The organism is Paenarthrobacter sp. AB444 (genome assembly GCF_028736865.1).
Taxonomy (GTDB): Bacteria; Actinomycetota; Actinomycetes; order Actinomycetales; family Micrococcaceae; genus Arthrobacter; species Arthrobacter nicotinovorans_B.
Genome location: NZ_JAQZBY010000014.1, coordinates 36395 through 61389 on the forward strand (window position 1 = coordinate 36395; position 24995 = coordinate 61389).

At 64.6% G+C, this 24995-nt stretch carries 26 protein-coding genes; 22 read left to right on the forward strand and 4 right to left on the reverse strand.

The genetic code is table 11. The features are described 5' to 3' along the window. Positions 1-140 precede the first annotated feature (140 nt). The 3 genes from infB to PQ627_RS16285 all read left to right on the forward strand — a co-directional run bounded on the left by infB (position 141) and on the right by PQ627_RS16285 (position 4148). A complete protein-coding gene (gene infB, locus PQ627_RS16275; protein ID WP_274262527.1) occupies positions 141-3023 on the forward strand; it encodes a translation initiation factor IF-2 in 2883 nt (960 codons plus the stop codon). Positions 3024-3100: 77 nt separating this feature from the next. Next, a complete protein-coding gene (rbfA, locus tag PQ627_RS16280) occupies positions 3101-3580 on the forward strand; it encodes a 30S ribosome-binding factor RbfA (RefSeq protein ID WP_144663017.1) in 480 nt (159 codons plus the stop codon). Positions 3581-3665: 85 nt separating this feature from the next. Beyond that, a complete protein-coding gene (locus tag PQ627_RS16285; protein WP_274262528.1) occupies positions 3666-4148 on the forward strand; it encodes a nucleoside deaminase in 483 nt (160 codons plus the stop codon). Here the strand turns inward: PQ627_RS16285 and PQ627_RS16290 are convergent. Then, positions 4145-5329 (reverse strand): pyridoxal phosphate-dependent aminotransferase, encoded by a 1185-nt coding sequence (locus tag PQ627_RS16290; RefSeq protein WP_274262529.1) that lies wholly within the window; start codon positions 5327-5329, stop codon positions 4145-4147. The genes PQ627_RS16285 and PQ627_RS16290 overlap by 4 nt on opposite strands. A 34-nt stretch (positions 5330-5363) precedes the next feature. On the opposite strand from PQ627_RS16290, the gene truB reads away from it, so the two are divergent. From truB to PQ627_RS16330, 8 genes are all read left to right on the forward strand, one after another. Continuing rightward, positions 5364-6329: a tRNA pseudouridine(55) synthase TruB gene (gene truB, locus PQ627_RS16295; protein ID WP_274262530.1), complete on the forward strand. Its 966-nt coding sequence runs from the start codon at positions 5364-5366 to the stop codon at positions 6327-6329. Positions 6330-6331: 2 nt separating this feature from the next. Next, the gene (locus tag PQ627_RS16300) at positions 6332-6685 is read left to right on the forward strand and encodes a hypothetical protein (protein ID WP_274262531.1); all 354 of its coding nucleotides are present in this window, start codon (positions 6332-6334) and stop codon (positions 6683-6685) included. A gap of 20 nt (positions 6686-6705) precedes the next feature. Further along, positions 6706-7140 carry a hypothetical protein gene (locus tag PQ627_RS16305; RefSeq protein WP_260842532.1) on the forward strand — a complete coding sequence of 145 codons (435 nt, stop codon included), beginning with the start codon at positions 6706-6708 and terminating at the stop codon, positions 7138-7140. An 88-nt stretch (positions 7141-7228) separates the two neighbouring features. After that, positions 7229-8212 (forward strand): bifunctional riboflavin kinase/FAD synthetase, encoded by a 984-nt coding sequence (locus PQ627_RS16310; RefSeq protein WP_274262532.1) that lies wholly within the window; start codon positions 7229-7231, stop codon positions 8210-8212. Positions 8213-8370: 158 nt separating this feature from the next. Then, positions 8371-8640: a 30S ribosomal protein S15 gene (rpsO, locus tag PQ627_RS16315; protein ID WP_144663024.1), complete on the forward strand. Its 270-nt coding sequence runs from the start codon at positions 8371-8373 to the stop codon at positions 8638-8640. 238 nt (positions 8641-8878) lie between these two features. Beyond that, positions 8879-11131: a polyribonucleotide nucleotidyltransferase gene (locus PQ627_RS16320; RefSeq protein ID WP_144663025.1), complete on the forward strand. Its 2253-nt coding sequence runs from the start codon at positions 8879-8881 to the stop codon at positions 11129-11131. A gap of 87 nt (positions 11132-11218) precedes the next feature. Then, positions 11219-12562: a M16 family metallopeptidase gene (locus PQ627_RS16325; protein ID WP_144663026.1), complete on the forward strand. Its 1344-nt coding sequence runs from the start codon at positions 11219-11221 to the stop codon at positions 12560-12562. An 89-nt stretch (positions 12563-12651) separates the two neighbouring features. Further along, the gene (locus PQ627_RS16330; RefSeq protein WP_274262533.1) at positions 12652-13131 is read left to right on the forward strand and encodes a DUF1579 family protein; all 480 of its coding nucleotides are present in this window, start codon (positions 12652-12654) and stop codon (positions 13129-13131) included. Here PQ627_RS16330 and PQ627_RS16335 read toward each other — a convergent pair. Together PQ627_RS16335 and moaA are read right to left on the reverse strand one after the other, a co-directional pair. Then, positions 13128-13394, reverse strand: a complete 267-nt coding sequence (locus PQ627_RS16335) for a MoaD/ThiS family protein (protein WP_144663028.1) — start codon at positions 13392-13394, stop codon at positions 13128-13130. The two genes, PQ627_RS16330 and PQ627_RS16335, sit on opposite strands and share 4 nt — an antisense overlap. A 5-nt stretch (positions 13395-13399) precedes the next feature. Continuing rightward, positions 13400-14539, reverse strand: a complete 1140-nt coding sequence (gene moaA, locus PQ627_RS16340; protein WP_274262534.1) for a GTP 3',8-cyclase MoaA — start codon at positions 14537-14539, stop codon at positions 13400-13402. Between the two features lie 134 nt (positions 14540-14673). Here moaA and PQ627_RS16345 point away from each other — a divergent pair, with 134 nt between their 5' ends. Genes PQ627_RS16345 through PQ627_RS16385 form a run of 9 tightly spaced genes read left to right on the forward strand, consistent with a single transcriptional unit; the run spans position 14674 to position 22308 of the window. Continuing rightward, a complete protein-coding gene (locus PQ627_RS16345) occupies positions 14674-15420 on the forward strand; it encodes a response regulator transcription factor (RefSeq protein ID WP_274262535.1) in 747 nt (248 codons plus the stop codon). Beyond that, positions 15410-16654, forward strand: a complete 1245-nt coding sequence (locus PQ627_RS16350) for a sensor histidine kinase (RefSeq protein WP_274262536.1) — start codon at positions 15410-15412, stop codon at positions 16652-16654. The genes PQ627_RS16345 and PQ627_RS16350 overlap by 11 nt, the downstream gene beginning before the upstream one ends. Then, positions 16651-18246, forward strand: a complete 1596-nt coding sequence (locus PQ627_RS16355; protein WP_274262537.1) for a molybdopterin-dependent oxidoreductase — start codon at positions 16651-16653, stop codon at positions 18244-18246. Before PQ627_RS16350 ends, PQ627_RS16355 begins: the two co-directional genes overlap by 4 nt. Before the next feature lie 55 nt (positions 18247-18301). Further along, complete coding sequence (locus tag PQ627_RS16360; protein WP_274262588.1) at positions 18302-19534, forward strand: molybdopterin molybdotransferase MoeA; 1233 nt, start codon at positions 18302-18304, stop codon at positions 19532-19534. Beyond that, positions 19522-20061, forward strand: a complete 540-nt coding sequence (gene moaC / locus PQ627_RS16365; protein WP_274262538.1) for a cyclic pyranopterin monophosphate synthase MoaC — start codon at positions 19522-19524, stop codon at positions 20059-20061. Before PQ627_RS16360 ends, moaC begins: the two co-directional genes overlap by 13 nt. Next, positions 20058-20561 (forward strand): MogA/MoaB family molybdenum cofactor biosynthesis protein, encoded by a 504-nt coding sequence (locus PQ627_RS16370; protein ID WP_274262539.1) that lies wholly within the window; start codon positions 20058-20060, stop codon positions 20559-20561. The genes moaC and PQ627_RS16370 overlap by 4 nt, the downstream gene beginning before the upstream one ends. Further along, the gene (locus PQ627_RS16375; protein ID WP_274262540.1) at positions 20551-21006 is read left to right on the forward strand and encodes a molybdenum cofactor biosynthesis protein MoaE; all 456 of its coding nucleotides are present in this window, start codon (positions 20551-20553) and stop codon (positions 21004-21006) included. The genes PQ627_RS16370 and PQ627_RS16375 overlap by 11 nt, the downstream gene beginning before the upstream one ends. 51 nt (positions 21007-21057) lie before the next feature. Continuing rightward, complete coding sequence (dapB, locus tag PQ627_RS16380) at positions 21058-21816, forward strand: 4-hydroxy-tetrahydrodipicolinate reductase (protein ID WP_274262541.1); 759 nt, start codon at positions 21058-21060, stop codon at positions 21814-21816. 3 nt (positions 21817-21819) lie between these two features. Then, positions 21820-22308 carry a hypothetical protein gene (locus PQ627_RS16385; RefSeq protein ID WP_144663036.1) on the forward strand — a complete coding sequence of 163 codons (489 nt, stop codon included), beginning with the start codon at positions 21820-21822 and terminating at the stop codon, positions 22306-22308. Here PQ627_RS16385 and PQ627_RS16390 read toward each other — a convergent pair. Further along, complete coding sequence (locus PQ627_RS16390) at positions 22284-23519, reverse strand: heparan-alpha-glucosaminide N-acetyltransferase domain-containing protein (RefSeq protein ID WP_274262542.1); 1236 nt, start codon at positions 23517-23519, stop codon at positions 22284-22286. The two genes, PQ627_RS16385 and PQ627_RS16390, sit on opposite strands and share 25 nt — an antisense overlap. Before the next feature lie 105 nt (positions 23520-23624). On the opposite strand from PQ627_RS16390, the gene PQ627_RS16395 reads away from it, so the two are divergent. Further along, positions 23625-23960 (forward strand): hypothetical protein, encoded by a 336-nt coding sequence (locus tag PQ627_RS16395; RefSeq protein ID WP_274262543.1) that lies wholly within the window; start codon positions 23625-23627, stop codon positions 23958-23960. Positions 23961-24058: 98 nt separating this feature from the next. After that, on the forward strand, positions 24059-24991 hold the full coding sequence (gene dapA / locus PQ627_RS16400) for a 4-hydroxy-tetrahydrodipicolinate synthase (protein WP_274262544.1): 933 nt from the start codon (positions 24059-24061) through the stop codon (positions 24989-24991). The last annotated feature ends 4 nt before the right edge of the window (positions 24992-24995 follow it).

Here is a 24995-nt window from a genome sequence, read left to right on the forward strand (position 1 = left end):
GAGTTCCCAGCGATGAGTGCGTAACGATGACAACTTTGTTGCGCTCTGCAATGGGCCTTTCATGCGCGCAAGCGGCGAAGGCCCGCAGTAAGAAGTAGACGGTTCGTGCCTGGCTCGGTGCGGACCGAGACAGGAGAAATGTGGCCAAGGTCCGCGTACATGAGCTCGCCAAAGAGCTCGGTATTACTTCCAAAGATGCAGTGACAAAACTGCAGGAATTGGGCGAATTCGTTCGCTCCGCCTCTTCCACCATTGAGGCCCCCGTCGTGAAGAAGCTTCGCGACGCCTACCCGGGTGCCGGCGCTGCCAAGTCTGCCGCCCCTGCAGCCGCTCCCGCGGCTAACCGTCCCGTGTCCCGTCCGGCTGCTCCGGCTCCGGGCCCTGCAACACCGAAGGCTGCTGCCCCGGCGCCTGCAGCTCCCGCCCCGGCCGCGCCCGCTCCCTCGGCGCCGGCTCCGGCAGCCCCTGCTGCTCCGGCTGCATCCACCCCGGTTTCGGCCAAGCCCGGCGCACGTCCCGCTCCCAAGGCAGAGACTCCTTCGCCGGCCCGCCAAGGCGGTCAGGCCCCGCGTCCGGGCGGTCCCCGTCCCGGCAACAACCCGTTCGCTACGTCGCAGGGCATGCCCCGCGGCCGTGGTGGCGATGGCGACCGTCCGCCGCGTCCGGGCAACAACCCGTTCGCACCGTCCCAGGGCATGCCCCGTGGCGAACGCCGCAATGACGGCGAACGTCCCGGCGGTCCCCGCCCCGCGGCCGGTACCGGTGGTCCCCGTCCCGCAGCAGGAACGGGTGGACCCCGTCCTGCAGCAGGAACCGGCGGTCCCCGTCCGGGTGCCCCGCGTCCTGGCGCACCCCGTCCGGGCGCTCCGCGTCCTGCCGGTGGTCCGGGCGGCGGAAACCGTCCGACTCCGGGCATGATGCCCAACCGCACTGAGCGTCCGGCTCCCGGTGGCGCTGGCCGTCCCGGTGGCGCAGGCCGTCCCGGTGGCGGACCGGGTCGTCCCGGTGGTGCTCCAGGTTCAGGCACTGGTGGCGGAGCTCCCGCCGGCGGTGGCTTTGGCAAGGGCGGCCGTGGCCGCGGTGGTACCCAGGGTGCCTTCGGCAAGGGCGGTGCCGGTCGCGGCAAGCAGCGCAAGTCCAAGCGTGCAAAGCGCCAGGAACTGGAGCAGATGAGTGCTCCGTCGCTGGGCGGCGTATCAGTACCCCGCGGTGACGGCGAGACCATCATCCGCCTGCGTCGCGGCTCGTCCATCACGGACTTCGCCGAGAAGATCGATGCGAACCCCGCATCGCTGGTGACCGTACTGTTCCACCTTGGTGAGATGGCAACGGCAACCCAGTCGCTGGACGAAGACACCTTTGCCCTGCTCGGTGCTGAACTTGGGTACAAGCTTCAGGTTGTTTCGCCCGAAGACGAAGAGCGCGAGCTCCTGGACCAGTTCGACATCAACATCCAGGACGAACTTGACGCCGAAGGCGACGACGTCCTTGAGCCGCGTCCGCCGGTTGTCACCGTCATGGGTCACGTTGACCACGGTAAGACCCGCCTGCTTGACGCCATCCGCAACTCCAACGTTGTGGCCGGCGAGCACGGTGGCATCACCCAGCACATCGGTGCTTACCAGATCAGCCACATCCATGAGGGCCAGGCCCGCGACATCACCTTCATTGACACCCCTGGTCACGAGGCCTTCACGGCCATGCGTGCCCGTGGTGCGAAGGTGACCGACATTGCGATCCTGGTTGTCGCAGCCGACGACGGCGTCATGCCGCAGACGGTTGAAGCACTCAACCACGCCCAGGCGGCAAATGTGCCGATCGTTGTCGCTGTGAACAAGATCGACAAGGAAGGCGCCAACCCGGACAAGGTCAAGGGCCAGCTCACCGAGTACGGCCTGGTTCCCGAAGAATACGGTGGCGACACCATGTTCGTTGAGGTTTCTGCCCGCCAGAACCTCAACATCGATGAACTGATCGACGCAGTCCTGCTGACCGCAGACGCCGCTTTGGATCTGCGCGCCAACCCGGACAAGGACGCTCGAGGCATTGCCATCGAAGCGAACCTGGACAAGGGCCGCGGTTCCGTTGCCACCGTCCTGGTGCAGTCGGGTACTTTGGCTGTTGGTGACACGATCGTTGCCGGTACGGCCCACGGCCGCGTCCGTGCGATGTTCGACGAGAACGGTGAGGCGCTCGACGTCGCACTGCCGTCCCGTCCGGTCCAGGTCCTCGGTTTGTCCAACGTGCCGCGTGCAGGTGACACCTTCCTGGTGACCCCGGACGAGCGTACGGCCCGCCAGATCGCTGAGAAGCGTGAAGCAGCAGACCGCAACGCCGCCCTGGCCAAGCGCCGCAAGCGCATCAGCCTGGAAGACTTCGACCAGGCAGTTGCCGAAGGCAAGATCGACACCCTCAACCTCATCCTCAAGGGTGACGTGTCCGGTGCCGTGGAAGCCCTCGAAGACGCCCTGCTCAAGATCGATGTCGGAGACGACGACGTTCAGCTCCGCGTCATCCACCGCGGTGTGGGTGCCATTACGCAGAACGACGTCAACCTGGCAACGGTGGACAACGCCATCATCATCGGCTTCAACGTCAAGCCGGCTGAGCGCGTGGCTGAACTGGCTGACCGTGAAGGCGTGGACATGCGCTTCTACTCGGTCATCTACGCAGCCATCGATGACATTGAGATGGCTCTCAAGGGCATGCTCAAGCCGGAGTACGAGGAAGTCCAGCTCGGTACCGCCGAAGTCCGCGAAGTCTTCCGTTCTTCCAAGTTCGGAAACATCGCCGGCTCGATCGTCCGCTCGGGCATCATCCGCCGTAACACCAAGGCACGTGTCAGCCGCGACGGCAAGGTCATCGGTGACAACCTCACCGTTGAGACGCTCAAGCGCTTCAAGGATGACGCCACCGAAGTCCGTACCGACTTCGAGTGTGGTATCGGTCTTGGCTCCTTCAATGACATCAGCGAAGGCGACATCATCGAGACCTTCGAGATGCGCGAAAAGCCGCGCGTCTAGGTTCCGCAGGGAACGGGTCCGTCGGGTAATCCCGGCGGACCCGTTCCGTCCCCGTTTCTACTTTCCAGGAGGAAGTCATGGCTGATCCCGCACGCGCTGCCAAACTGGCACAGCGGATCAAGGTCGTCGTCGCCGAGGCCCTCGGGCGCCGGGTCAAGGATCCGCGCGTCGAGTCCATCACGGTCACTGACGCCCGCGTCACCAACGACCTTCAGCACGCCACCATCTACTACACGGTGTTTGGTGACGAGGTTGCCCACTCCGACGCCGCGAAGGCTCTGGAGAAGGCAAAGGGCGTTCTGCGCCAGGAAGTTGGCCGCAACATCACTGTCCGGCTCACGCCCACCCTTGAATTCGTGGCAGACCAGATCCCGGTCAACGCCTCGAACCTTGAGGAGCTGTTGCGCGAAGCCAAGCGTCGCGACGCCGAGGTAGCCGCTTTGGCTGCCGGCGCCAAGCACGCAGGCGACGCGGATCCGTACAAGGGCGATGATTCGGACGACATCGACGAGGACGACGTCGACGACGAGGAATTCGACGAGGACGCCACCCGCTAGCACCTGACGAGTTTTTGTACAGCCAATGCCCCTAAGACCACGTTTTAGGGGCATTTGCTGTACAAAAACTCGTTAGGATCGGAGCATGTCGGCGCACAGTGCTCACCAGCGTGATGAATACCTGAACCGGGCCATACAGCTGGCCGTCCGGAATGTCGCAGACGGCGGCGGACCCTTCGGCGCCATCGTGGTCACCCCGGACGGAACCGCCCACGAGGGAGTCAACCGGGTAACCAGGGACCACGATCCCACAGCCCACGCCGAGGTAGTGGCAATCCGCCGGGCCGCCGCGGCTATCAGGAAGTTCGACCTCTCGGGTTCGGTGCTCTACACCAGCTGCGAACCCTGTCCGCTCTGCCTCTCGGCCACGCTGTGGGCCAGGATCGGGCACGTCTACTTCGCGGCTGACAGGCACGGAGCGGCGCGGGCAGGCTTTGATGATGAACTGTTCTACGAGTACTTCGGCGGATCCAGGCCAGGGCTTCTGCCCGTGGAACACTTCGAGATCCCTGCCGCGGACCAGCCCTTCGAAGCATGGCGGAACCACGTCCGACGCACTGCCTATTAGGGCTGTCCGTTCCAGGACGTGCCGGAGCCGGGCCGCGCAGGAAGGCGGCTGACGCCCTCGAGCAGTTCCTCCTGGCCACCGCACAGCGCAATCCGGATCCAGCCCTCACCGATCGACCCGAAGGCCGTCCCGGGTGCGAACGACACACCTGAATCCGCGAGGAACTTGCGCACCCAGGTGCGGACATCGCCGTCGCTCACGTGTGAAACGTCGGCCCACAGGTAGAAGGCACCCTGCGCACCCAGGTAGGGGATGTTCTTCTCCACCAGCACGGCCGAGGCTGCGTCGCGGTTGCTCCGGTAGTGCTCGCGGGCGGTGGAAACATACTCCTGCGGCCCGGTCAGCGCCGCCAAGGCCGCGTACTGCGACGGCGAGGCCACGCAGGAGACGATCGACTCCATGACGTTGTTCATCTTCTGCTCCAACCCCGGCGGGCAGACCAGCGCACCGATACGCAGTCCGGTCAGGCCGTACGTTTTGGAGAGGGTCAGTGAAGCGAACACCCTGGCCTCGCCGGGTTTGGCGCTGTCAAAACGGACCGGGCTGACGTGCGGGACGTCGAAGGTAAAGGCTTCATAGCACTCGTCGGAGATGATCCACAGATCGTGCTTGGCGGCAAGGGCAACCAGCTGCCGGGTGGTCTCCTCGCTGATGACCGCGCCCAGCGGATTGGACGGAGAGTTCAGCATCAACACTTTGGTCCGGGGCGTGATGAGAGCTTCAATGTCCTCGATGTGCGGCTGGAAGTCGTTGTGCGGGTACAGCGGATACTGCACGGGAACTGCGTGCAGCAGCCGGGTTGTCATGGCGAATGTGGGGTATCCGGGGTTGGGGATGAGGATTTCGTCGCCGGGGGACAGCAGCAGGCTCATGGCGAAATGCAGTCCTTGTTGCGCGCCGTCCACTACGTAGACCCGGTCGGCGCCGATGTCCACACCTTGCTGTTCCCGGAACCGGGTGGCAAACGCTTCCCGGAGGGCCGGGATCCCCGCATTGGGTGTGTAGTTGGTCTCGTCCCGGTCCAAGCACGCTATCCCGGCATCCAGGACGTGGCGCGGAAGCGGGAAGCCCGGCTCGCCTATGCTCAAGACAATCGCTCCGGGGGTGGCCCAGGCGGCTTCTGTGATTTCGCGGATCTGGTTCACGGGGACGTCGCGTACGTGCGTGGCAAGCTCAGGCATGGGAGCCATCCTAGCCACCCATATACTGGTAAGCGTGCTTTCTGGACTGGTAATCGTTGACAAACCGCAGGGATGGACCAGCCATGATGTGGTTGGACGGATGCGGCGGCTGGCCGGTACCCGGAAAGTGGGGCATGCGGGAACCCTGGATCCCATGGCCACCGGGGTGCTGGTGATCGGCATCAACAAGGCGACACGGCTGCTGACCTACATCGTGGGCACGTCCAAGACCTACACCGCCACCATCAGGCTGGGTGAAACTACCATCACGGACGACGCCGAAGGCGAGGTCACGGAAGCCCGCAGCGCCGCGGCCGTCACCGATGCCGCCATCGCAGGCGGCGTCGCAGCGCTGACCGGCCCCATCCAACAGGTCCCCAGCAGCGTCAGCGCCATCAAAGTCAACGGCGAACGTTCCTACGCCCGCGTCCGCTCCGGCGAAGAGGTCAAGCTCGCTGCCCGGCCGGTCACCATCCACCGTTTCGACATCCATGCGGTCAACAGGCCCGACGGCGGCAGGGTAGTCGACGTCGACGTCACCGTCGAATGCTCTTCCGGAACCTACATCCGGGCCTTGGCCCGCGACCTCGGCAATGCGCTGGGGGTTGGTGGGCACCTCACTGCCCTCCGTCGCACCCAGGTTGGCCCGTACTCGATCGAGCAGGCCAAGACCCTCGAAGAACTGGCAGAAGAACTCGAAGTCCTTGACATGTCCTTGGCCGCACGTGCCCTCATGCCAAACCGTGAACTGAGCGAGGAAGAAACCACGGAGATCTCCTTCGGCCGCCGCATTGCCGCAGGTCCTGGAGCAGGCACTCCGGACGCGGCGACAGCCGACAAACCCGCCGCAGCATTCGCGCCGTCGGGAGAGCTGGTGGCCTTGCTGGCAGATACGGGCGCCTTCGCCAAGCCGGTGCTGGTCTTTGCGCCGGGGACAGGCCCGGGAACGGCTGCCGCTTCCGGAACGGACGCCGCTTCGGGAACGGCCGGGGCGGAGTAGGCATGGACGGGTATTTCTACGCACTCCTGGTCGTCGGCCTGGTGTCGACCATCATCTGCATCGTCGCCGGTTTGATGAAGAAGGCGCCGAACGATCCCACGATCCACTCCGTGCTGGCTGTCGAAGCGGTGCTGCTGGTCTATCTGGTGGGATCGATCGTCCGCGTTGCCTTGGGCGAGCAGATCGCGGGCGAACCCTGGGAATTCTGGGGCTACATGCTGACCGCGCTGATCATCCCCCTGGGTGCGGTGTATTGGGCCATCCTGGAACGAACCCGCTGGAGCAATTTCGTCCTCGCGGCGGTGGGCGTGACGGTCCTTGTGATGGGTGCCCGCATGAACCAGATCTGGTACTGACCTTGAAGGAAGAACACGAAGTGACTGGAACCGAGACCAACTCCGCCGGCCAACAGCCGAAGCAGAAAGACACCCGGAACACCGGCCCGGGACGTCTGCTGATTGCGGTCTACGCCGTGTTCGCCCTGTCGGCGACCGCGCGCGCCGGCTACCAGATTGCCACCAAGTTCGCCGAAGCTCCGCTGGCGCACATCCTTTCGGCGTTTGCCGCCGTCGTCTATATCGTGGCGACCGTTTCGCTGGCGAAGCCGGGCCGTACCTGGTTCAAGGTCTCGCTGGCTGCCGTACTGACGGAACTGGTGGGCGTTCTCGTGGTCGGCGCGATCAGCCTCTTCGATCCCGTCGCTTTCCCGCACGACACCGTGTGGTCGCTGTTCGGGCGAGGCTATGGCTTCGTGCCGTTGCTGCTGCCGGTCCTTGGGCTCTTGTGGCTCAACAAGCGCCGGCCGTCCTGAGCCGCCTGCCCTTGCGGGTAACCTTAGATTGTTCCGGCCCCGGGAGGTTGCCGGACGCAATGAACATCTGCAGTAAAAGGCGAGGTTGATGGTCCACATCTGGAACGATCCCACTGAGGTCCCCAAGGACTTCGGACCTACCGTAGTCACCATCGGCAATTTCGACGGTGTCCATCGGGGCCACCAGCATGTCCTCGCGCAACTGACTGACTCCGCGAAGCGGTACGGCATTCCCTCGGTTGCGGTGACGTTCGATCCCCACCCGGCCCAGGTGCATCGTCCCGAGGCCGCGCCTGAGCTGATCATGGGCCTGCCTGACAAGCTGGACGCGCTGGCCGACACCGGCGTCGACGCCGTCCTGGTCATGAAGTACACGCTGGACCTCGCGGCGATGTCGCCCACTGAATTCGTCCAGGAAGTCCTGCTGGACGGACTTCACGCCGCGCACCTTGTTGTAGGCCACGATCTCCGCTTCGGTGCAGGGAACGTCGGCGACGTTGTCACGATGCAGGAGCTGGGCGAACAACTGGGCTTTGGCGTGCAGGTGGTCAATGAATACGGGGCCGGCGGCTTCCCGCTGCATCACGACGGCGACGCCGACCGCCGCTGCTCCTCCACCTGGGTCAGGGAGGCCTTGTCCGAGGGCGACGTCGTCACGGCCGCCGCAGTTCTGGGCAGGCCGCACCGGATGCGGGGCGAAGTAGTCCATGGTGCTGCCCGTGGGCGCGACCTCGGATTCCCCACGGCCAACCTTTCCCCGGAATCAAGCGGCTATATCCCGGCCGATGGCATCTATGCCGGCTGGCTGATCGACGAAGCGGGTACGCGCTGGCCGGCTGCGATCTCCGTGGGTTCAAACCCAACCTTCGACGGCGTGAGCCGCCAGGTCGAAGCGCACGTGATCGACCGTCCGGAAGAGCGTGTTGAAGACTTCGACCTCTATGGCCAAACCGTTGCGGTCGAATTCACCAGGCGCCTGCGGGGGATGGTGGCATACCGTGGACCCGAAGCGCTGGTGGAACAAATGTGCCTCGACGTGGCCCAGGCGCGGGAGCTGCTCGCCCCGCGGTAGGGGATTTCGACAACACTGGCGGCCTGCCGGTAAACTGGTGAATGGTTCTGGCCGCAGTCCGTGGCAGCTGGACCTGTTTTTGTGTGTGGAGACGCACCAAGGGCAACCCGGCAGCGAAGCGCTGCATCGGGAAGCACGGCACAACTCTAGGAGTTCACGTGGCACTTGACGCCGCTGTAAAGCAGTCCATCATCAAGGAATACGCAACCTCTGAAGGCGACACCGGTTCGCCCGAGGTCCAGGTTGCAGTCCTGACCCAGCGGATCAAGGATCTGACTGAGCACATGAAGGAGCACAAGCACGACTTCCACACCCAGCGCGGTCTGCTCGCACTGGTTGGTCGTCGCAAGCGCATGCTTTCCTACCTGAAGGACACCGACATCGCCCGCTACCGTTCGCTCATCGAGCGCCTCGGCCTGCGCCGCTAGTCTGTCTTTGGCGGCCCGGTCCTTCGCGGAACGGGCCGCCTTCTTCACCAACAACTAAACACAGGAATCAACCGCATCGCGCATTCGCGGTCCTCGGTAGTGATTCCCGGGATGTGTGCCGCAGGAGGTGCAGCCCGTGGATCTCGATCGATGACCGGGTGTAGTACAGGCCAGTAAAAAAGAAGGGGCCTGGGTTGATGCGGTGGACTTCCGCTAACAGAAACGGAGGTGACTCTCCATGGAGGGTCCCGAAATCCAGTTCTCCGAAGCCATCATCGACAACGGCCGGTTCGGCAAGCGCGTCATTCGCTTCGAAACCGGTCGCCTTGCCAAGCAGGCAGCCGGCGCCTCGATGGTCTACATCGACGATGACACCGCGCTTCTTTCCGCAACCACCGCCGGCAAACAGCCGCGCGAAGGTTTCGACTTCTTCCCGCTGACGGTCGACGTCGAAGAGCGCATGTACGCTGCCGGCCGCATCCCGGGTTCGTTCTTCCGCCGCGAAGGCCGCCCGTCCACTGAAGCCATCCTGGCTTGCCGCCTTATGGACCGCCCGCTGCGCCCGGCCTTCGTCAAGGGCCTGCGCAACGAGGTCCAGATCGTCGTCACCGTTCTGGCGATCAACCCGGACGAGCTCTACGACGTCGTCGCCATCAACGCCTCCTCGATGTCCACGCAGCTTTCCGGCCTCCCCTTCTCCGGCCCGATCGGTGGCGTCCGCGTCGCCCTCATCGCCGATGAGCAGGGTTCGCAGTGGGTTGCCTTCCCGAAGCACTCCCAGCTCGAGAACGCCGTGTTCAACATGGTTGTGGCCGGCCGCATCGCCGGTGACGACGTCGCCATCATGATGGTTGAAGCCGAAGCCACCGACAACTCCTGGAGCCTCATCAAGGAACAGGGCGCCACTGCCCCCACCGAAGAGGTTGTTTCCGAGGGTCTCGAGGCTGCCAAGCCGTTCATCAAGGCACTCTGCGAAGCACAGGCAGACTTGGCAGCCCGCGCTGCCAAGCCCACGGTCGAGTTCCCGGTCTTCCTCGATTACCAGGACGACGTCTACGCTGCCGTTGAAGCCGCTGCCGCCGACAAGCTGGCCGCTGTCTTCCAGATCGCCGACAAGCAGGAGCGCGACAACGCCTCCGATGAGCTCAAGGACGAAGTCCTTGGTGCACTCGCCGGAGAGTTCGAGGGCCGCGAAAAGGAGCTGTCCGCAGCGTTCCGCTCGGTCACCAAGCACGTCGTGCGCCAGCGCATCCTCAAGGACCAGGTCCGCATCGACGGCCGTGGCCTGACGGACATCCGCCAGCTGACCGCCGAGGTCGAGGTTCTTCCCCGCGTTCACGGCTCGGCCATCTTCGAACGCGGCGAGACCCAGATCATGGGTGTCACCACGCTGAACATGCTCAAGATGGAGCAGCAGATCGACTCGTTGTCGCCGGTAACGCGCAAGCGCTACATGCACAACTACAACTTCCCGCCGTACTCCACCGGCGAGACCGGCCGCGTCGGTTCCCCGAAGCGCCGCGAAATCGGCCACGGCGCCCTTGCAGAGCGTGCACTGGTTCCGGTTCTGCCCACCCGTGAAGAGTTCCCGTACGCCATCCGCCAGGTATCCGAGGCCCTCGGTTCCAACGGTTCGACGTCCATGGGCTCGGTTTGCGCCTCCACGCTTTCCATGCTCAACGCAGGTGTGCCGCTGAAGGCTCCCGTCGCCGGTATCGCCATGGGCCTGGTTTCCGACCAGGTTGACGGCCAGACCCGTTACGCAGCTCTGACCGACATCCTCGGCGCCGAAGACGCTTTCGGTGACATGGACTTCAAGGTCGCCGGTACGTCCGAGTTCGTCACGGCCATCCAGCTGGACACCAAGCTGGACGGCATCCCCGCATCCGTGTTGGCCGCAGCACTGAAGCAGGCCCGCGAAGCCCGCCTCCACATCCTCGAGGTCATCAACGCAGCGATCGACACCCCGGACGAGCTCTCCGAGTTCGCACCGCGCGTCATCGCCGTCAAGATCCCCGTGGACAAGATCGGCGAGGTCATCGGCCCCAAGGGCAAGATGATCAACCAGATCCAGGAAGACACCGGCGCGGACATCTCCATCGAAGATGACGGCACCGTCTACATCGGCGCTACCAACGGCCCGTCCGCAGACGCTGCCCGTTCGGCAATCAACGCCATCGCCAACCCGCAGGTACCTGAAATCGGTGAGCGCTACCTGGGTACGGTCGTCAAGACCACCACCTTCGGTGCCTTCGTTTCCCTTACCCCGGGCAAAGACGGCCTGCTGCACATCTCCGAGCTCCGCAAGCTGGCCAACGGCAAGCGCGTGGACAACGTCGAAGATGTCGTCTCCGTCGGCCAGAAGGTCCAGGTCGAGATCACCAAGATCGATGACCGCGGAAAGCTGTCCCTCTCGCCGGTTGTTGCCGAAGAAGAAGGCGCCACCGCAGAGGAAGCTCCGGCCGAAGCCGCCGAAGCTTCTGCAGAGTAGTCTGTAAGCAGTACACCCGGCGGGGCCGGTGGACTTGAAAAGGTCCACCGGCCCTTCCGGCCTTAACCCGAAACCTGAAAGGCTTTGATGACTGTCGTACCCTTGCCGTTGGAGCAGACCCTTCCCGGCGGCGAATTGATCCATGGTGCCGAGGGCGGTTCCGTCGTTCGGCGTTCGGTCCTTCCCGGCGGCGTCCGCGTCTTGACCGAGGCGATGCCGGGTCAGCGTTCGGCCACCATCGGGTTCTGGGTGGCAGTAGGGTCACGCGACGAGGCAGAGGGCCAGCACGGGTCAACGCACTTCCTTGAACACCTCTTGTTCAAGGGCACCAAGCGCCGCACTGCCCTGGAAATTGCTTCCGCCTTCGACGAGGTGGGGGGCGAGTCCAATGCCGCGACGGCAAAGGAAAGCACCTGCTACTTCGCCCGGGTGCTGGACACCGATCTCCCCATGGCCATCGACGTCATTGCGGACATGATTACCGGTGCGGTCCTGGACCCCGCTGAGCTTGAGCAGGAACGGGATGTCATCCTCGAGGAAATCGCCATGGACAGCGACGACCCCACGGACGTAGCCCATGAAAAGTTCGTGGCCGCCGTGCTGGGCGACCATCCGCTGGCCCGCCCCATCGGGGGAACGCCGGACGCCATCAAGGCCGTCGCACGCGATTCCGTATGGGAGCACTACCAGCGCTACTACCGCCCGGAAGAGCTGGTCATCACAGCTGCCGGTGGATTGGATCACGACGTCGTCTGCGGGCTGGTCCTCGACGCCCTGACCGCTGCAGGCTGGAAGCTTGACCCCCATGCCGCTCCGGTGAACCGGCGCGGTACCGACAGGGCCGTGATCACCGGTACGTCGGGACTCCATGTGGTCAAGCGTCCCGTGGAGCAGGCCAACATCATCATGGGTTGCCCGACGATGGTTGCCACCGATGACCGCCGCTTTGTCATGAGTGTCCTCAATGCGGTTCTGGGCGGAGGGATGTCCTCGCGGCTGTTCCAGGAAATCCGCGAAAAGCGCGGACTGGTGTACTCGACATACTCTTTCACTGCCGCCTATGCCGACGCCGGCTACTTTGGCATGTATGCCGGGTGCACGCCCTCCAAGGTCCGCCAAGTGCTTGATCTGCTGGGCGTGGAGTTGGACAAGCTCGCCGAGGACGGCATTACGGAAGAGGAACTCAGGAAAGCCGTCGGGCAGCTCAGTGGCGGGATTGTCCTTGCCCTTGAGGACACGGGTTCCAGGATGTCGCGGCTTGGCCGGGCGGAACTGGTGTCCGGCGAGTTCCAGGACATCGACGAAACCCTGGCCCGTATCCAGGCGGTCACCGTGGAGGAGGTCCAGGAACTCGCACGCGAACTGGCCGGGGCGCCCCGGACCATCACGGTGGTTGGACCGTTCGAAGAATCGGAGACTTTCGGGCTCTGAGGCCTGTCCGGTTTCTACCGGCTATGGACGCGCGCGGCCTCAAAGAGGCAGCATGATGGTGATGCTGCCCCGTTGGCTTTGGAGACGTGATGGACCTGCCCCCAACCGGTCGTGCCGTCGATATCCTGCGGGAGTTCCTTGGCCACTGGACCGGCATTACGGAAATCGCGTCCTCGCCGTGGGGGACCGCTAGGACAGCCGATGCCGAAGTGGTTTTCACCGGGACCGCCGGTGGCCACGCGGTGGTCCAGAGCTACAAGCATCGGGAGCCTGACGGAAGCCACTTCGAGGGACATGGCATGTTCACGGTTGACCGGGATCACGGTGGCACCCTGTGGTACTACGTCGACAGCATGGGAAAGCCGCCGGCCGCCCCCGTCAGGGGGACGTGGAGTGCCGGCATGCTGACGTTGGAACGGCGCACGGCCGACGGCGTGGCACGACACACTTTCCGAGTTGAGGACGGCGTGCTGGTGCACACCGCCGATCTACGGTTGGAGGGTCACGCAGCCTTCAGCCCCCTGTTGAAAAGCGTCTTCAGGAAAACGGCTGTGCCTGCCGTCCGCTAGCCTCCGGCGAACGGCGGAAGAACGTCAATGACGTCGTCGGCACCGAGCGGCGCAGAATGGTCCCGCACCGCAACTTCGTTGCGGAGGAAGCTGCTGCGCGCCACGATCCTGGCCAACGTCGGCGTGCCTTCCGGAGGCACAGGACGTTCGACGGCGAGGGCGGCTTCCAGGAGCGCTTCCAGACTGGTGCCTTCCGGAAGTGCATGGAGTTCTTCTTCGACTCCCGCTGCCGCGCGCGCGGCAGCGAAGTAACGGACCAACAAGTTTTTCAGCCTCCGATTGCGCTCATGCTGCGGTCCGGCTGGACGAAGTCCGCTGCGCCGAGACCGGTGTGGTCCATGCCATGGGCCTTGGGCTTGATCCACATGGCGTCCTGCCAACGTTCGGCGAGTTCGGAATCTGTTGCCCCACTGCGGAGGAGCCCCAGGAGGTCGAACTCCTCCCGCGAGAACAGACAGCTCATGATCTTGCCTTCGGCGGTAATGCGTGTACGCCGGCAGTCGGAGCAGAAAGGCTCGGTGACCGAGGCGATGATGCCCACCGTTCCCAGGACGGGACCTGACGCTTCAGCCGAACCGGTGTCCCGGCGTCGTACTTCAAACCTCTCGGCAGGGGCGCCGTCGCGTTCGCGCGGGTCGGGGGAGAGGACGAAGTCGCGGGAGAGGAGCTCCCGGATCTCCGCGGCGGTGATCATGTTCCGGCGGGTCCAGCCGTGGTCGGCGTCCAGCGGCATCTGCTCGATGAAACGTAGTTCGTAACCGCGGTCCAAAGCCCACGCCAGGAGGTCCGGGGACTCGGTGTCGTTGATGCCGCGCATGAGCACGGCGTTGAGCTTCACCGGGCCGAGGCCCGCAGCCCAGGCGGCATCGACGCCGGCCAGTACACGGTCCAGGAACGGACGCCGGGTGAGTTTGGCAAAGGTTTCCTCGTGGAGGGAATCGAGCGAGACGTTGATGCGGGTCAGGCCGGCAGCCTTCAGGGCTTCTGCCTTCTTGTCCAAGCCCACACCGTTGGTGGTCATGGAGATGGGAAGGTCAGGATGCTCGCTCCGGATGCCGGAGATGATCTCCGCCAGATCGGCACGTACCAGCGGCTCACCGCCGGTCAGGCGCAGTTCCCGGACACCCAGCGAGTTGACGCCGATGCGGACGATCCGGACGATTTCGTCCCGGGTCATCACCGCTTGCTTGGAGAGCCATTCGAGGCCTTCGGCAGGCATGCAGTAGGTGCACCGGAGGTTGCATTTGTCCGTCAGGGATAGCCGCATGTCAGTGGCGCGACGACCATGGCGGTCCCACAATCCGGCCGGAGTGCCGGCAGGGCGGGGCGGCGGCGTTGCCGCACCGCTTTCCGTGCCGCCGACGGCTCCACTGGAAGGGGGCATTGGCATGCCCAACTGAACACTCATGAATTCAGGCTACGCCACCCGGGCGTGATCAGTGACACCGGTTACAGGCAGGGAGTTCTTACGGAATTCCTACGGTTGGGCCGCTGATGCTGGAATCGCGTGCCGGGCACCGTTGGCAAATCTATGCTGAAAGCGTGACCACTAATACGGCATCATCAGGGGAACCCGGAAACCGGCGTATCCTCCTGGTCGAGGACGAAGAGACGATCGCCGATGTCGTCCGCGATTACCTGGTGATGGCGGGGTTCCAGGTGGACACGGCAGGCGATGGCTTCACGGCCCTGACCCTGGCCGCACAGCGCAGGCCGGACCTCGTCATCCTGGACCGCATGCTGCCGGGACTGGACGGGGTCGAAGTGTGTCGAAGGCTGCGCCAGACCATGACCGTGCCGGTCATCATGGTCACAGCGCTGGGAACCGAAGATGACCGGATCCTCGGGCTGGAGATGGGGGCAGACGACTACGTGACCAAGCCCTTCTCTCCCCGGGAGCTGGTCCTGCGCGTCAAGTCGGTGCTGCGCCGAAGCATCAAGGAATATGCCCCGGAACCATCGGTCGAAGCAGCAGGTCTTGAACTTGATCCAGCGTCGCGGACCGTCACGCTGGACGGGCAGTTGCTCTCGCTGACCGCCCGCGAGTTCGACCTCCTTGCCTTTCTGATGCGCAGGCCCCATCAGGTGTTCAGCCGGGAAGAACTCATCAAGGCAGTGTGGGGATGGGATTTCGGGGATCTCTCGACCGTTACCGTCCACGTCCGCCGGCTGCGCGAGAAAATCGAGGTCAACCCCACCAAACCGGAACTCATCAAGACCGTGTGGGGTGTTGGCTACCGCTTCGACGTGTCTCCGGACGGCAAACGGGAGGCCGCGCATGGAAGGTAGCGAACTCTGGACCATCCTGGGCTGGGTCCTCTTCTGGGCCGTACTCATCGGCGCCGCGACCCTCGCCCTGCTGCGGATGCTTCGCAGGGCCTCAGTCTTGGCTCAGATCTGCATGGTGGTGGTCGCCACGGTGGCCGTGTTGGTGGCCGGTATGGTCAGTGCCTTCAACGCGATGTTCATCTCTGCCAGGGACCTCGAAGTGATGTGGTACATCCTCGCGACCGCATCGGCGGTCGCTGTCGCCCTGTCCCTCGTGCTCGGGGCAGGAGTGTCCAGGAACGCGGCACGGTTGGTGGACGCGGCCCGCAGGATCGGTCGCGGCGAAACGCTGGAGCACTCCCGGGCCGAGGGTCGCAAGGCGGCTCCGGCGATGACATCGGAGCTGGCCGAACTGGCGCAGGAACTTGAGGCGAGCAGCCGCAGCCTCGCCGAATCCCGCGAACGCGAGGCCGCCATTGAGAAGGCCCGGCGCGAGCTGGTGTCCTGGATCTCGCATGACCTGAGGACCCCGCTGGCCAGCATGCGAGCCATGACGGAAGCCCTCGAAGACGGAATGGCCCCGGATGTCCAGGGCTACTACCGGAAAATCATCGGGCAGACCGAGCAGATGACCGCGATGGTCAACGACCTCCTGGAACTGTCCAAGATCCAAGCCGGGAGCCTTCGCCTGCGCGCTGAAGCGCTCGATTTGTACGACCTCGTCAGCGACGCCCTGTCCGATCTGGCACCTTTGGCAGCGAAGCGCGGCATCAAGCTCGACGGCGGTGGCGCCCGTGAGTGCATGGCGGTGGCCGACGGGCCGAGCCTGGCCAGGGCAATCCGGAACATCCTCCTGAACGCCATCATCTACAGCCGGCCGGACACCGACGTCCATGTCAGCGTCGGACGGGACCACGGCAACGCCGTCATCGCGGTCCAGGACCAGTGTGGAGGTATCCCGGAAGAGGACCTTCCGCACCTTTTCGAAACAGGGTGGCAGAAAGACCCCTCGCGGGGCTCGGCGGCGGCCCTGCAGGGAAGCTACAGCGGGGCAGGCATAGGACTGAGCATGGTGGCCGGCATCGTCACCGCCCACGGCGGCGTGGTGACTGTGGGCAATGTCGACGGCGGTTGCCGCTTCGCGCTCACGCTGCCGGCGGGATCAGTTCCGGCGGACTCAGTTCCTAATGCTGCCGCGACGAATCAAACCGTGGGCGCGACTGAACCGAACATTGTCCGTGGAGGCACATCATGAGTACGCCGGTACGCAACACGATTAAAACCGGGCGCCCCACGGGCGGCCCGCGGCTGTGGGCGCCTCTGGCAGGGCTGGTTGCAGGCGCGGCAGGAATTGCGGCAGGGGAGCTCACTGCCGGTCTTCTCAGCCCCTTGGTTTCCCCGGTGACGGCCCTCGGCGGAGCTGTAATCGACGCCGTGCCACCGGGGGTGAAGGATCTTGCTGTTCAGCTCTTCGGTACGGCCGACAAAGTTGTCCTGGTAGCTTCCATCGTGCTGGTTGCCGGGTTCCTGGCCGCGCTCGCGGGCATCCTTGAACGCCGACGCCCCGGTCTTGGCCTGGCACTGGCGGGACTTGCGGGCGCCGCGGGACTGACCGCCGTCGTGACCCGTGCCCAAACCAGCCCGCAGGCGGCACTGGCACCGATCGTCGCCGCCGCCATCACGATGCTGCTGTTGAGGATGCTCATCCAGCGGCTCAACACTTGGGTTCCCCGGGGAACGGGCATTACGGCCCCGGAGCACGAGGGCGGGCAGGCGCCACTGGCCAGAAGGGGTTTCCTGAACGCCATGACCGGAACGGCCCTTGCCGCTGTGGTGGGAGGAACGGTGACAGCGATATTCACCCGGGCCACCGCTGTGGCCGCGGGGTTCCGTAGCTCACTGAAGCTGCCGGCAGCTGCAACACCGCCACAAACCGTTCCGGCGGGGGCCTCGCTTTCCCTGCCGGGCATCAGCGCCCTGGTAACCCCGAACTCCGACTTTTACAGGATCGACACCGCCTTGACGGTTCCTGCCATTGACCCGCCGGCGTGGAAGCTGAAAGTCACCGGAATGGTGGAACGGGAAGTCGAACTGGACTTTGCCGCGCTCCTGGCCAAACCCATGACCGAACGCCACATCACCATCGCCTGCGTCTCGAACAACGTGGGTGGGGACCTCATCGGCAACGCCCTGTGGCTGGGGTGGCCGGTGCGTGAGCTGCTCGCCATGGCCGGGCCCAAGGCCGGTGCGGACATGGTGCTGTCCACCAGCAACGACGGCTGGACCGCCAGCACGCCGCTGGAGGCGCTGACCGACGACCGTGACGCGCTGCTGGTGGTCGGCATGAACGGAGAACCGCTGCCCTTGGAACACGGCTTCCCTGTCCGGATGATCGTGCCCGCACTTTACGGCTTCGTTTCCGCCACAAAGTGGTTGACTGAACTCAAAGTGACCCGCTTTGCCGACGACACCGGGTATTGGACCACCCGGGGCTGGAGTGACCACGGGCCCATCAAGACACAGTCCCGCATCGACGTGCCACGCAATGGACGGACTGTCCAAGCGGGAAAGGTGCAGTTCGGCGGCGTTGCCTGGGCGCAGCATCGCGGCGTGGAACGGGTCGAAGTGCGCGTCAACCGTGGGCCATGGCAGAAAGCACAGCTTGCGAGCGCCATCTCCACCGACACGTGGTATCAGTGGCAGATCGGGATCGATCTCACCGCCGGCGATTACGAAGTCCAGGTCCGGGCCACAGACTCAAGCGGCCAGCCCCAAACCGAAGACAAAGCTCCGGTTGCCCCTGACGGCGCCACGGGCTACCACACCATCAGCGTCAAAGTGGCCTGAGCATCTACTCTGGGAACGTCCGGTTGTTTGCCGGAAGCCCACGTGCCCCAGGAGGATACCCGTGCCCCGATCTGTTGCAGCCCATCGCCAGGCAGTGGTGGAACTGTTGACGGCCGTCACCGCCAGGAAGGGAACACTGCGGCTTCCGCTGGTGGACGCGCTCGGAAAGGCGCTCGCCGTCGACGTCCACGCACCGCTGGCCCTGCCGCCGTTCGATAACTCCCAAATGGACGGCTTTGCCGTCCGTTCCGCGGACATTCCCGACGGCGGCGCGAAGCTTCCGGTGTTGGCGCCCGTTCCGGCAGGTGCCGCTCCGGCGGCCCTGGAGCCGGGCCACGCTGCCCCCATCATGACCGGGGCCATGATGCCTGAGGGCGCGGACGCCGTCGTACCTGTCGAGAAGGCGACGCCCAGCAGCTTCCCGGCGCCGACCGTGCTGGACGCAGAGGTCGGGCTGCCGGTGGTCGAACCAGGGACGTACGTGCGCCGACGCGGCAGTGACATTGACAAGGGTGCGCTGGCGCTGGCTGCCGGCACTTTGCTGGGTCCTGGTCAGCTGGGTCTGCTGGCAGCCTTGGGGATGGTGGAGGTGGAGGTCCGCGAGCCTGTACGTGTCCTGCTGCTCACGACCGGGGACGAGGTCCTCGAGCCGGGCGCGGAACTGTCACCTGGCAAGATCTATGACTCCAACGGCACTTTGCTGGAAACCTCAATGCGGCAGGCCGGGTTGGAGGTAGTCCGCACCGGTATTTCGGACGACAAACCGGAGGGTCTGCTGGCGGTCCTGGACCGTCACCTCGCAGGCGGGAACGACGGCGGCACCCCGGTTGACGTCATTGTCACCACCGGGGGAGTCAGCAAAGGAGCCTACGAAGTCGTTCGTCTTGCCACGGCAGGGCAGCCGGTGGACTTCCTCCATGTCGCCATGCAACCGGGCGGGCCCCAGGGGCTGGGAACCTACAACGGGGTACCGTTCATTGGCTTCCCGGGAAATCCGGTCAGCTGCCTGGTCTCCTTTGAGATGTTCCTGCGCCCCGCCTTGTCCCAGGTGACCGGGGCCCCCGCACCCCGGCCAGTGCTGAAGGCGCGCCTCGCTGAGGGCCTCACATCTCCCCAAGGCAAACATCAGGTGCGCCGGGGGACCGCCTTGGACGGTGTCGTACGCATGGAGGGCGGTGCAGGCTCCCACCTGGTCCATGCCTTGGCCCGTGCCAATGCTTTGGTGCAGATTCCCGAAGACGTCACGGAACTCACCGAAGGTGACGAAGTGGAAGTATGGATGCTGTGAACCACACTCCCGAAAACCCGGCAGGCACCACGGGCCTGACCCATCTGCGGCAGGACGGCACTGCCCAGATGGTGGATGTCTCCGACAAAGCCGTGACCACCCGCGAAGCCACAGCTACGGCCACGGTCCGCTCCACCGCTGAAGTCCTGGCCCTGTTGGGCGCGGGCGAACTGCCCAAGGGCGATGCCCTGGCAGTGGCGCGGGTCGCCGGCATCATGGCGGCCAAGAAGACCCCCGAATTGATCCCGCTGTGCCATCCCTTGCCCATTTCAAAGGTCACTGTGGACTTCGAACTGTCTACCGATTCGGTGGGAATCCTGGCCACCGTCAAGACCCGGGGTGTGACCGGCGTCGAGATGGAAGCCTTGACGGCGGCCTCCGTGGCGGCGTTGAGCGTCTACGACATGATCAAGGCCGTGGACAAGCACGCGGTGCTCAGCGACATACGCGTCCTTTCCAAGAGTGGCGGCAAGAGTGGTAGCTGGGATGTTTCCGGGCATTCCCGTGACGGGGAGGCGGGCGCATGAGCGCGTGCGAGCCCCACGCACACGGGTCCCGGAAGGCCGGCGTCGTGATTGCCTCCACCCGGGCGGCGGCCGGTCTGTACAACGACGAAACAGGGCCGGTGATTCTCGATTGGCTTAAGGAACACGGTTTCGACACCTTCCCCACCATGGTTGTTCCTGACGGCGAACCTGTGGGTGCCGCGCTCAGGGCACTTCTGACCCAGGAACCGGGCGTTGTCATCACCAGCGGTGGAACGGGACTCAGCCCGGACGACAAGACACCTGAAATGACGCTGCCACTGCTGGACCGGGAAATCCCGGGAATCATGGAAGGCATCCGACGCGCGGGCGCCGCCAAGACCCCCATGGCTATGCTGAGCCGCGGTCACGCAGGCGCTGCCGGGAAGACATTCATCATCAACCTGCCGGGATCGCCCAAGGGAGTCATGGACGGACTCGCCGTCCTTGACCCCGTCATTGGCCATCTCTGCGAGCAACTGGAAGGAAACCATGGACACTGAAACGGACTTCGAGGTTGTCAGCGCTGTCTTGAGCTCAGAGCCGATCTCGGTGGACCAAGCCATCAGGGCAGTGGAATCGGATACTGCCGGCGCGGTGGTCAGCTTCAGTGGCGTGGTGCGGAACCACGACGGCGGCAAGGCAGTGGACCGGTTGAGCTACAGTGCACATCCCACTGCTCACCAGGTCATGTCCGACGTCGTCGCGCAGCTCGTCGCTGAACACTCGGGCGAAGCTGACCAGCCGGTCCGCATTTGGGCAGCCCACAGGGTCGGCATGCTGGAGATCGGTGATCCCGCGTTGGTATGCGCTGTGGCAGCTGCCCATCGCGGACAGGCGTTTGCCGTATGCTCCGAACTCGTTGACCGGGTCAAGGAGCAGGTTCCCATTTGGAAGGAACAGTTCTTCTCCGATGGCACCGTTGAGTGGGTTGGCGCGGGGGAGTAGGCGGGAGTCACGGTTCCTTCCCGGGCCCGGCCCGGCGGTAGGGTTAACGGCATGACCGAACAACTTGCTGTTGCAGTGCTGGGCGCCCACGGGCGCATGGGAATCGAAGCCGTTAAGGCCGTTGAAGCAGCCGGGGACATGACTTTGGTGGCCGCCCTCGGCCGTGGTGATTCCCTGGAGAAACTGCTCGACGCCGGTGCACAGTACGTTGTCGACCTCACCGTTCCGGACATCACCGAAACCAATGTGCGCTTCGCCGTCGAGCATGGGATCCACGCTGTTGTGGGTACCACCGGCTGGGATGCGCAGCGGCTGGAATCCTTGCGGACCCTCTTGGAGCAGAAGCCGGACACCGGTGTCCTGATCGCTCCGAACTTTGCCCTTGGATCGGTGCTTGCCAGTGCTTTCGCGGCCAAGGCATCGCAGTATTTCGAATCCGTGGAAATCATCGAGCTTCACCACCCCAACAAGGTGGATGCGCCTTCGGGCACCGCCGTACGGACAGCACAGCTGATCGCGGGGGCCCGCCAGGAGGCTGGTGTCCCGGCCAGCCCGGACGCCACCGAGACATCGCTGGACGGGGCCCGGGGCTGCGACGTGGACGGCGTCCGTGTCCACAGCGTCCGGCTCCGCGGGCTGGTGGCCCATCAGGAAGTGCTCTTTGGTGGACCCGGCGAGCAGCTGACCCTGCGCCACGACTCCTTCGACCGTGCCTCGTTCATGCCCGGTGTCCTGTTGGGACTGCGCAAGGTCGCAGCAAACCCTGGCCTGACGGTCGGCCTGGACGGCTACCTGGACCTGGGGCTTTAGACCGTGGCGAATTTCCTGTCAGCCCTGAAGAAAAACCGCACCAAGATCTGGGTAGGAGCCATCACCCTGCTGCTGGTGTTGTACCTGGTGGTCTCAGTGCAGCGCTCGTTCCTCCTGCTCGGTGACCCCAATCTGGTAGCGAAGGGGATCGGAGCGGCCTATCTGGTGCTTCCGGTCATTGGTGCATGGGCATTGATCCGCGAACTTCTCTTCGGCGCCCGCACGGAGCAGATGGCCAAGGTCTTGGAGGCCGAAGGCGGACTGCCCGAAGACAACCTGCCCCGGACACCAGGTGGCCGGATCGTGCGTGCAGCAGCAGATGCCGAGTTTGAGAAGTACCGCGCTGAAGCTGAGGCGGCGCCCGACGATTGGCGCTCATGGTTCCGGCTGAGCTGCGCCTATGACGCCTCTGGCGACCGCAAACGTGCCCGGGCGTCCATGCGGGACGCCGTGAAGCTCTTCCGCTCTCAGCCCACGGCAGCGGGGCGGTAACTGCCCAGCCTTGAGGCCAGGTGGGCCACCCATTCCAGTGGCCCGCGCCGCCCGAGAACGGCAAAGCAAACCCCGATGCTGATGGCGCACAGCGCTTGCGCCCAGTACATTCCCTCGTCGGTCCACCCAGCTGGCAGGGGTTGGTTGGTAAAGCTGGAAACCACCCATACATGTGCCGAATACAGGCTCAGGGTCATGGCGCCCGGACCACTGAGTAGTATCAGGACATTGACTCCGACGCGTTCGGACACCCTGCCCAGGAGCAGGAAGAAGCCCACAACAGCGGCGGCCACGCCGCTGGTGTGCACCAGGTCCAGGGTGGTGCCCGCGTGGGGTGACGCCGTGGCCAGCCACCACCACGAATCCACTTGCTGCAGCCCTGTGAGATTGACCTGGAGCATGCTTTCCAGCGGGTACCCCCTGGTTCCGGGCAACACGGACAGGGCAGCGCGGCCACCCCACGCTTCCATGGCCAGGGTCCCCAGCACTTTTGCGACACTCGCTGCGACAATTCCGCACGTCAGCAGCATCAGCTGCACCTTCGCCGTCGTCAGGGCCAGCCGCCCGATCACCAGGCCGACCAGAAGGTAGGAGATCCACTGGCACACGGGGTAATAGCCAGTGAAGAACAGGTCTGCGAGGAGGCGGCCGGGCGATTCCAGGTCCTCCCAACCAGGATTGTGCCCCAACTGCAGTGGCGGCTCCGCGTCCAACAGCATGGGGCGGATCAGGTACGCAAGGACCGGTGAGCCGACGATCCATCCCGCGGCCCAGAAACACAAGGCCTTCAGCTGCAAGCCGAGGAACGGCAGGATGCACAGGAACAACACCGCGTAGTGCACAAGGATCACCGCGACGTTGACGTCCAGGCCGCCGAGCGTCAGCCCGACGACGGCGATCACCAGGGCGCGCATGGCCACGCCGCCCCGGGCGGACCATAGCTCCGCACCGCTGCGTGGCTGCTGCTTACCGGTGGTCAGGGCCAAGCCGATTCCGGCCAGTACAGCAAACAGGGCAGCTGAACGGCCTGAGAATACCAGGCCAACCATCGTTGGCTCCCACTGGGGCGCGGGGCCGAACGTCGGCATCAAGTGGGTCGCCATCATGCCAAGCAGAGCCGCTCCCCGGGCAGCGTCGACGCCGATGAGCCGGGGAGTTGCCGTACCCTGACCTGGTGCTTTCCGCGGAGGCGCCGTCTCTTGCGAAGTCATGCAGCGATCGTCTCACAGCCGGCCTCCCTGCCTCGCGGATGGGACGGGATCACCGCAATGCCACCTGCCCTTGTATTCGAATATATGTTCGAATACCATGGCGGCATGAATGAAGTTCCACTGCAGCCGGGCGGTCCGGGCGGTCCCATGAAAGCGATGAGCCCGGGAGTTGTCGACTTCCTTTTCAGGCAGCTTGTCACCGGTGAACCTCCCGAGGACACGCAATGGCGCAGGGAGGGCACGGTACTGGCTGAGCAGGCTCCCGGTGCTGAGTTGGCCCGTCGGTTGTCGGAGACCGATGTGGAGTCACTGACGCCGCTGGAATTGTTCGAATATGTTCGGGCCTCCCAGCGGTTGGTCGCCTGGGCGGAGCAGCTTAAAGAGCGGGCCGTGGGCCAGTACTGCACAGGCCAACCGGCCAAGGCGCCGGGAGCCGCCTAGACTTCGTGGCGTGCAGCCTGGGTGTTGGGGGAGTCAATGAGGACCGTCACGCGGTCTTCATTCTTCCAACATGGCCGTGACAAGGTAACGTTTTTCCTATGTCTGACGTTCGTACGCCCATTCCTGCCCTTGGTACCCTGCTGACCGCCATGGTCACCCCGTTCACCGAGGACGGCAAGGTTGACTACGACCAAGCCGCAGCACTGGCGGAAAAGCTTGTCCAGGACGGCTGCGACGGACTCGTAGTTACCGGCACCACAGGTGAGACCTCCACGCTTACGGACGATGAAAACCTGGGCATGTTCCGTGCGGTCAAGGAAGCGGTGAGTGGCAAGGCCGCCATCATCGCCGGTACCGGCACCAACGACACCGCCCACTCGGTACACCTGTCCCAGCGCGCAGCGGAGTTGGGCGTCGATGGTCTCCTGATCGTCACCCCGTACTACAACAAGCCGAGCCAGGCCGGCGTGCGCGCGCACTTCGAAACCATCGCATCGTCCACCGATTTGCCCGTCATGCTCTATGACATCCCGGGGCGTTCCTCCATCGCCATTGCGCCGGAGACCATGATCGAGCTGGCAAAGCACCAGAACATCGTGGCCGTCAAGGACGCCAAGGCTGATTTCGCCGCCGCGACGCGCGTCATGGCCGAGACCGATCTCCTCTTCTACTCGGGCGACGACGGCCTGACCCTGCAGTGGATGGCGCTCGGCGCCGTCGGCCTTGTGGGCGTCACCACCCACGTGGCCACGCGTCGCTTCCGCGAGCTGATCGACGCCGTCAACAACAACGACCTCGCCACGGCGCGGTCCATCAACTTTGAATTGGAACCCGTGGTCCGTGGAACCATGACGCGGGTCCAGGGCGCAGTAGCCGCCAAGCAGATTCTCAAGTGGCAGGGAGTCCTGCCCAACTCGGTTGTCCGTTTGCCCCTCGTGGAGCCGGACGCGGCCGAGATCGCAATCATCCGCGGGGACTTGGCGGAAGCTGGAATGGACTTTAGCGTCCAGGATGGTTCCGCCGGAAAGTAGCACA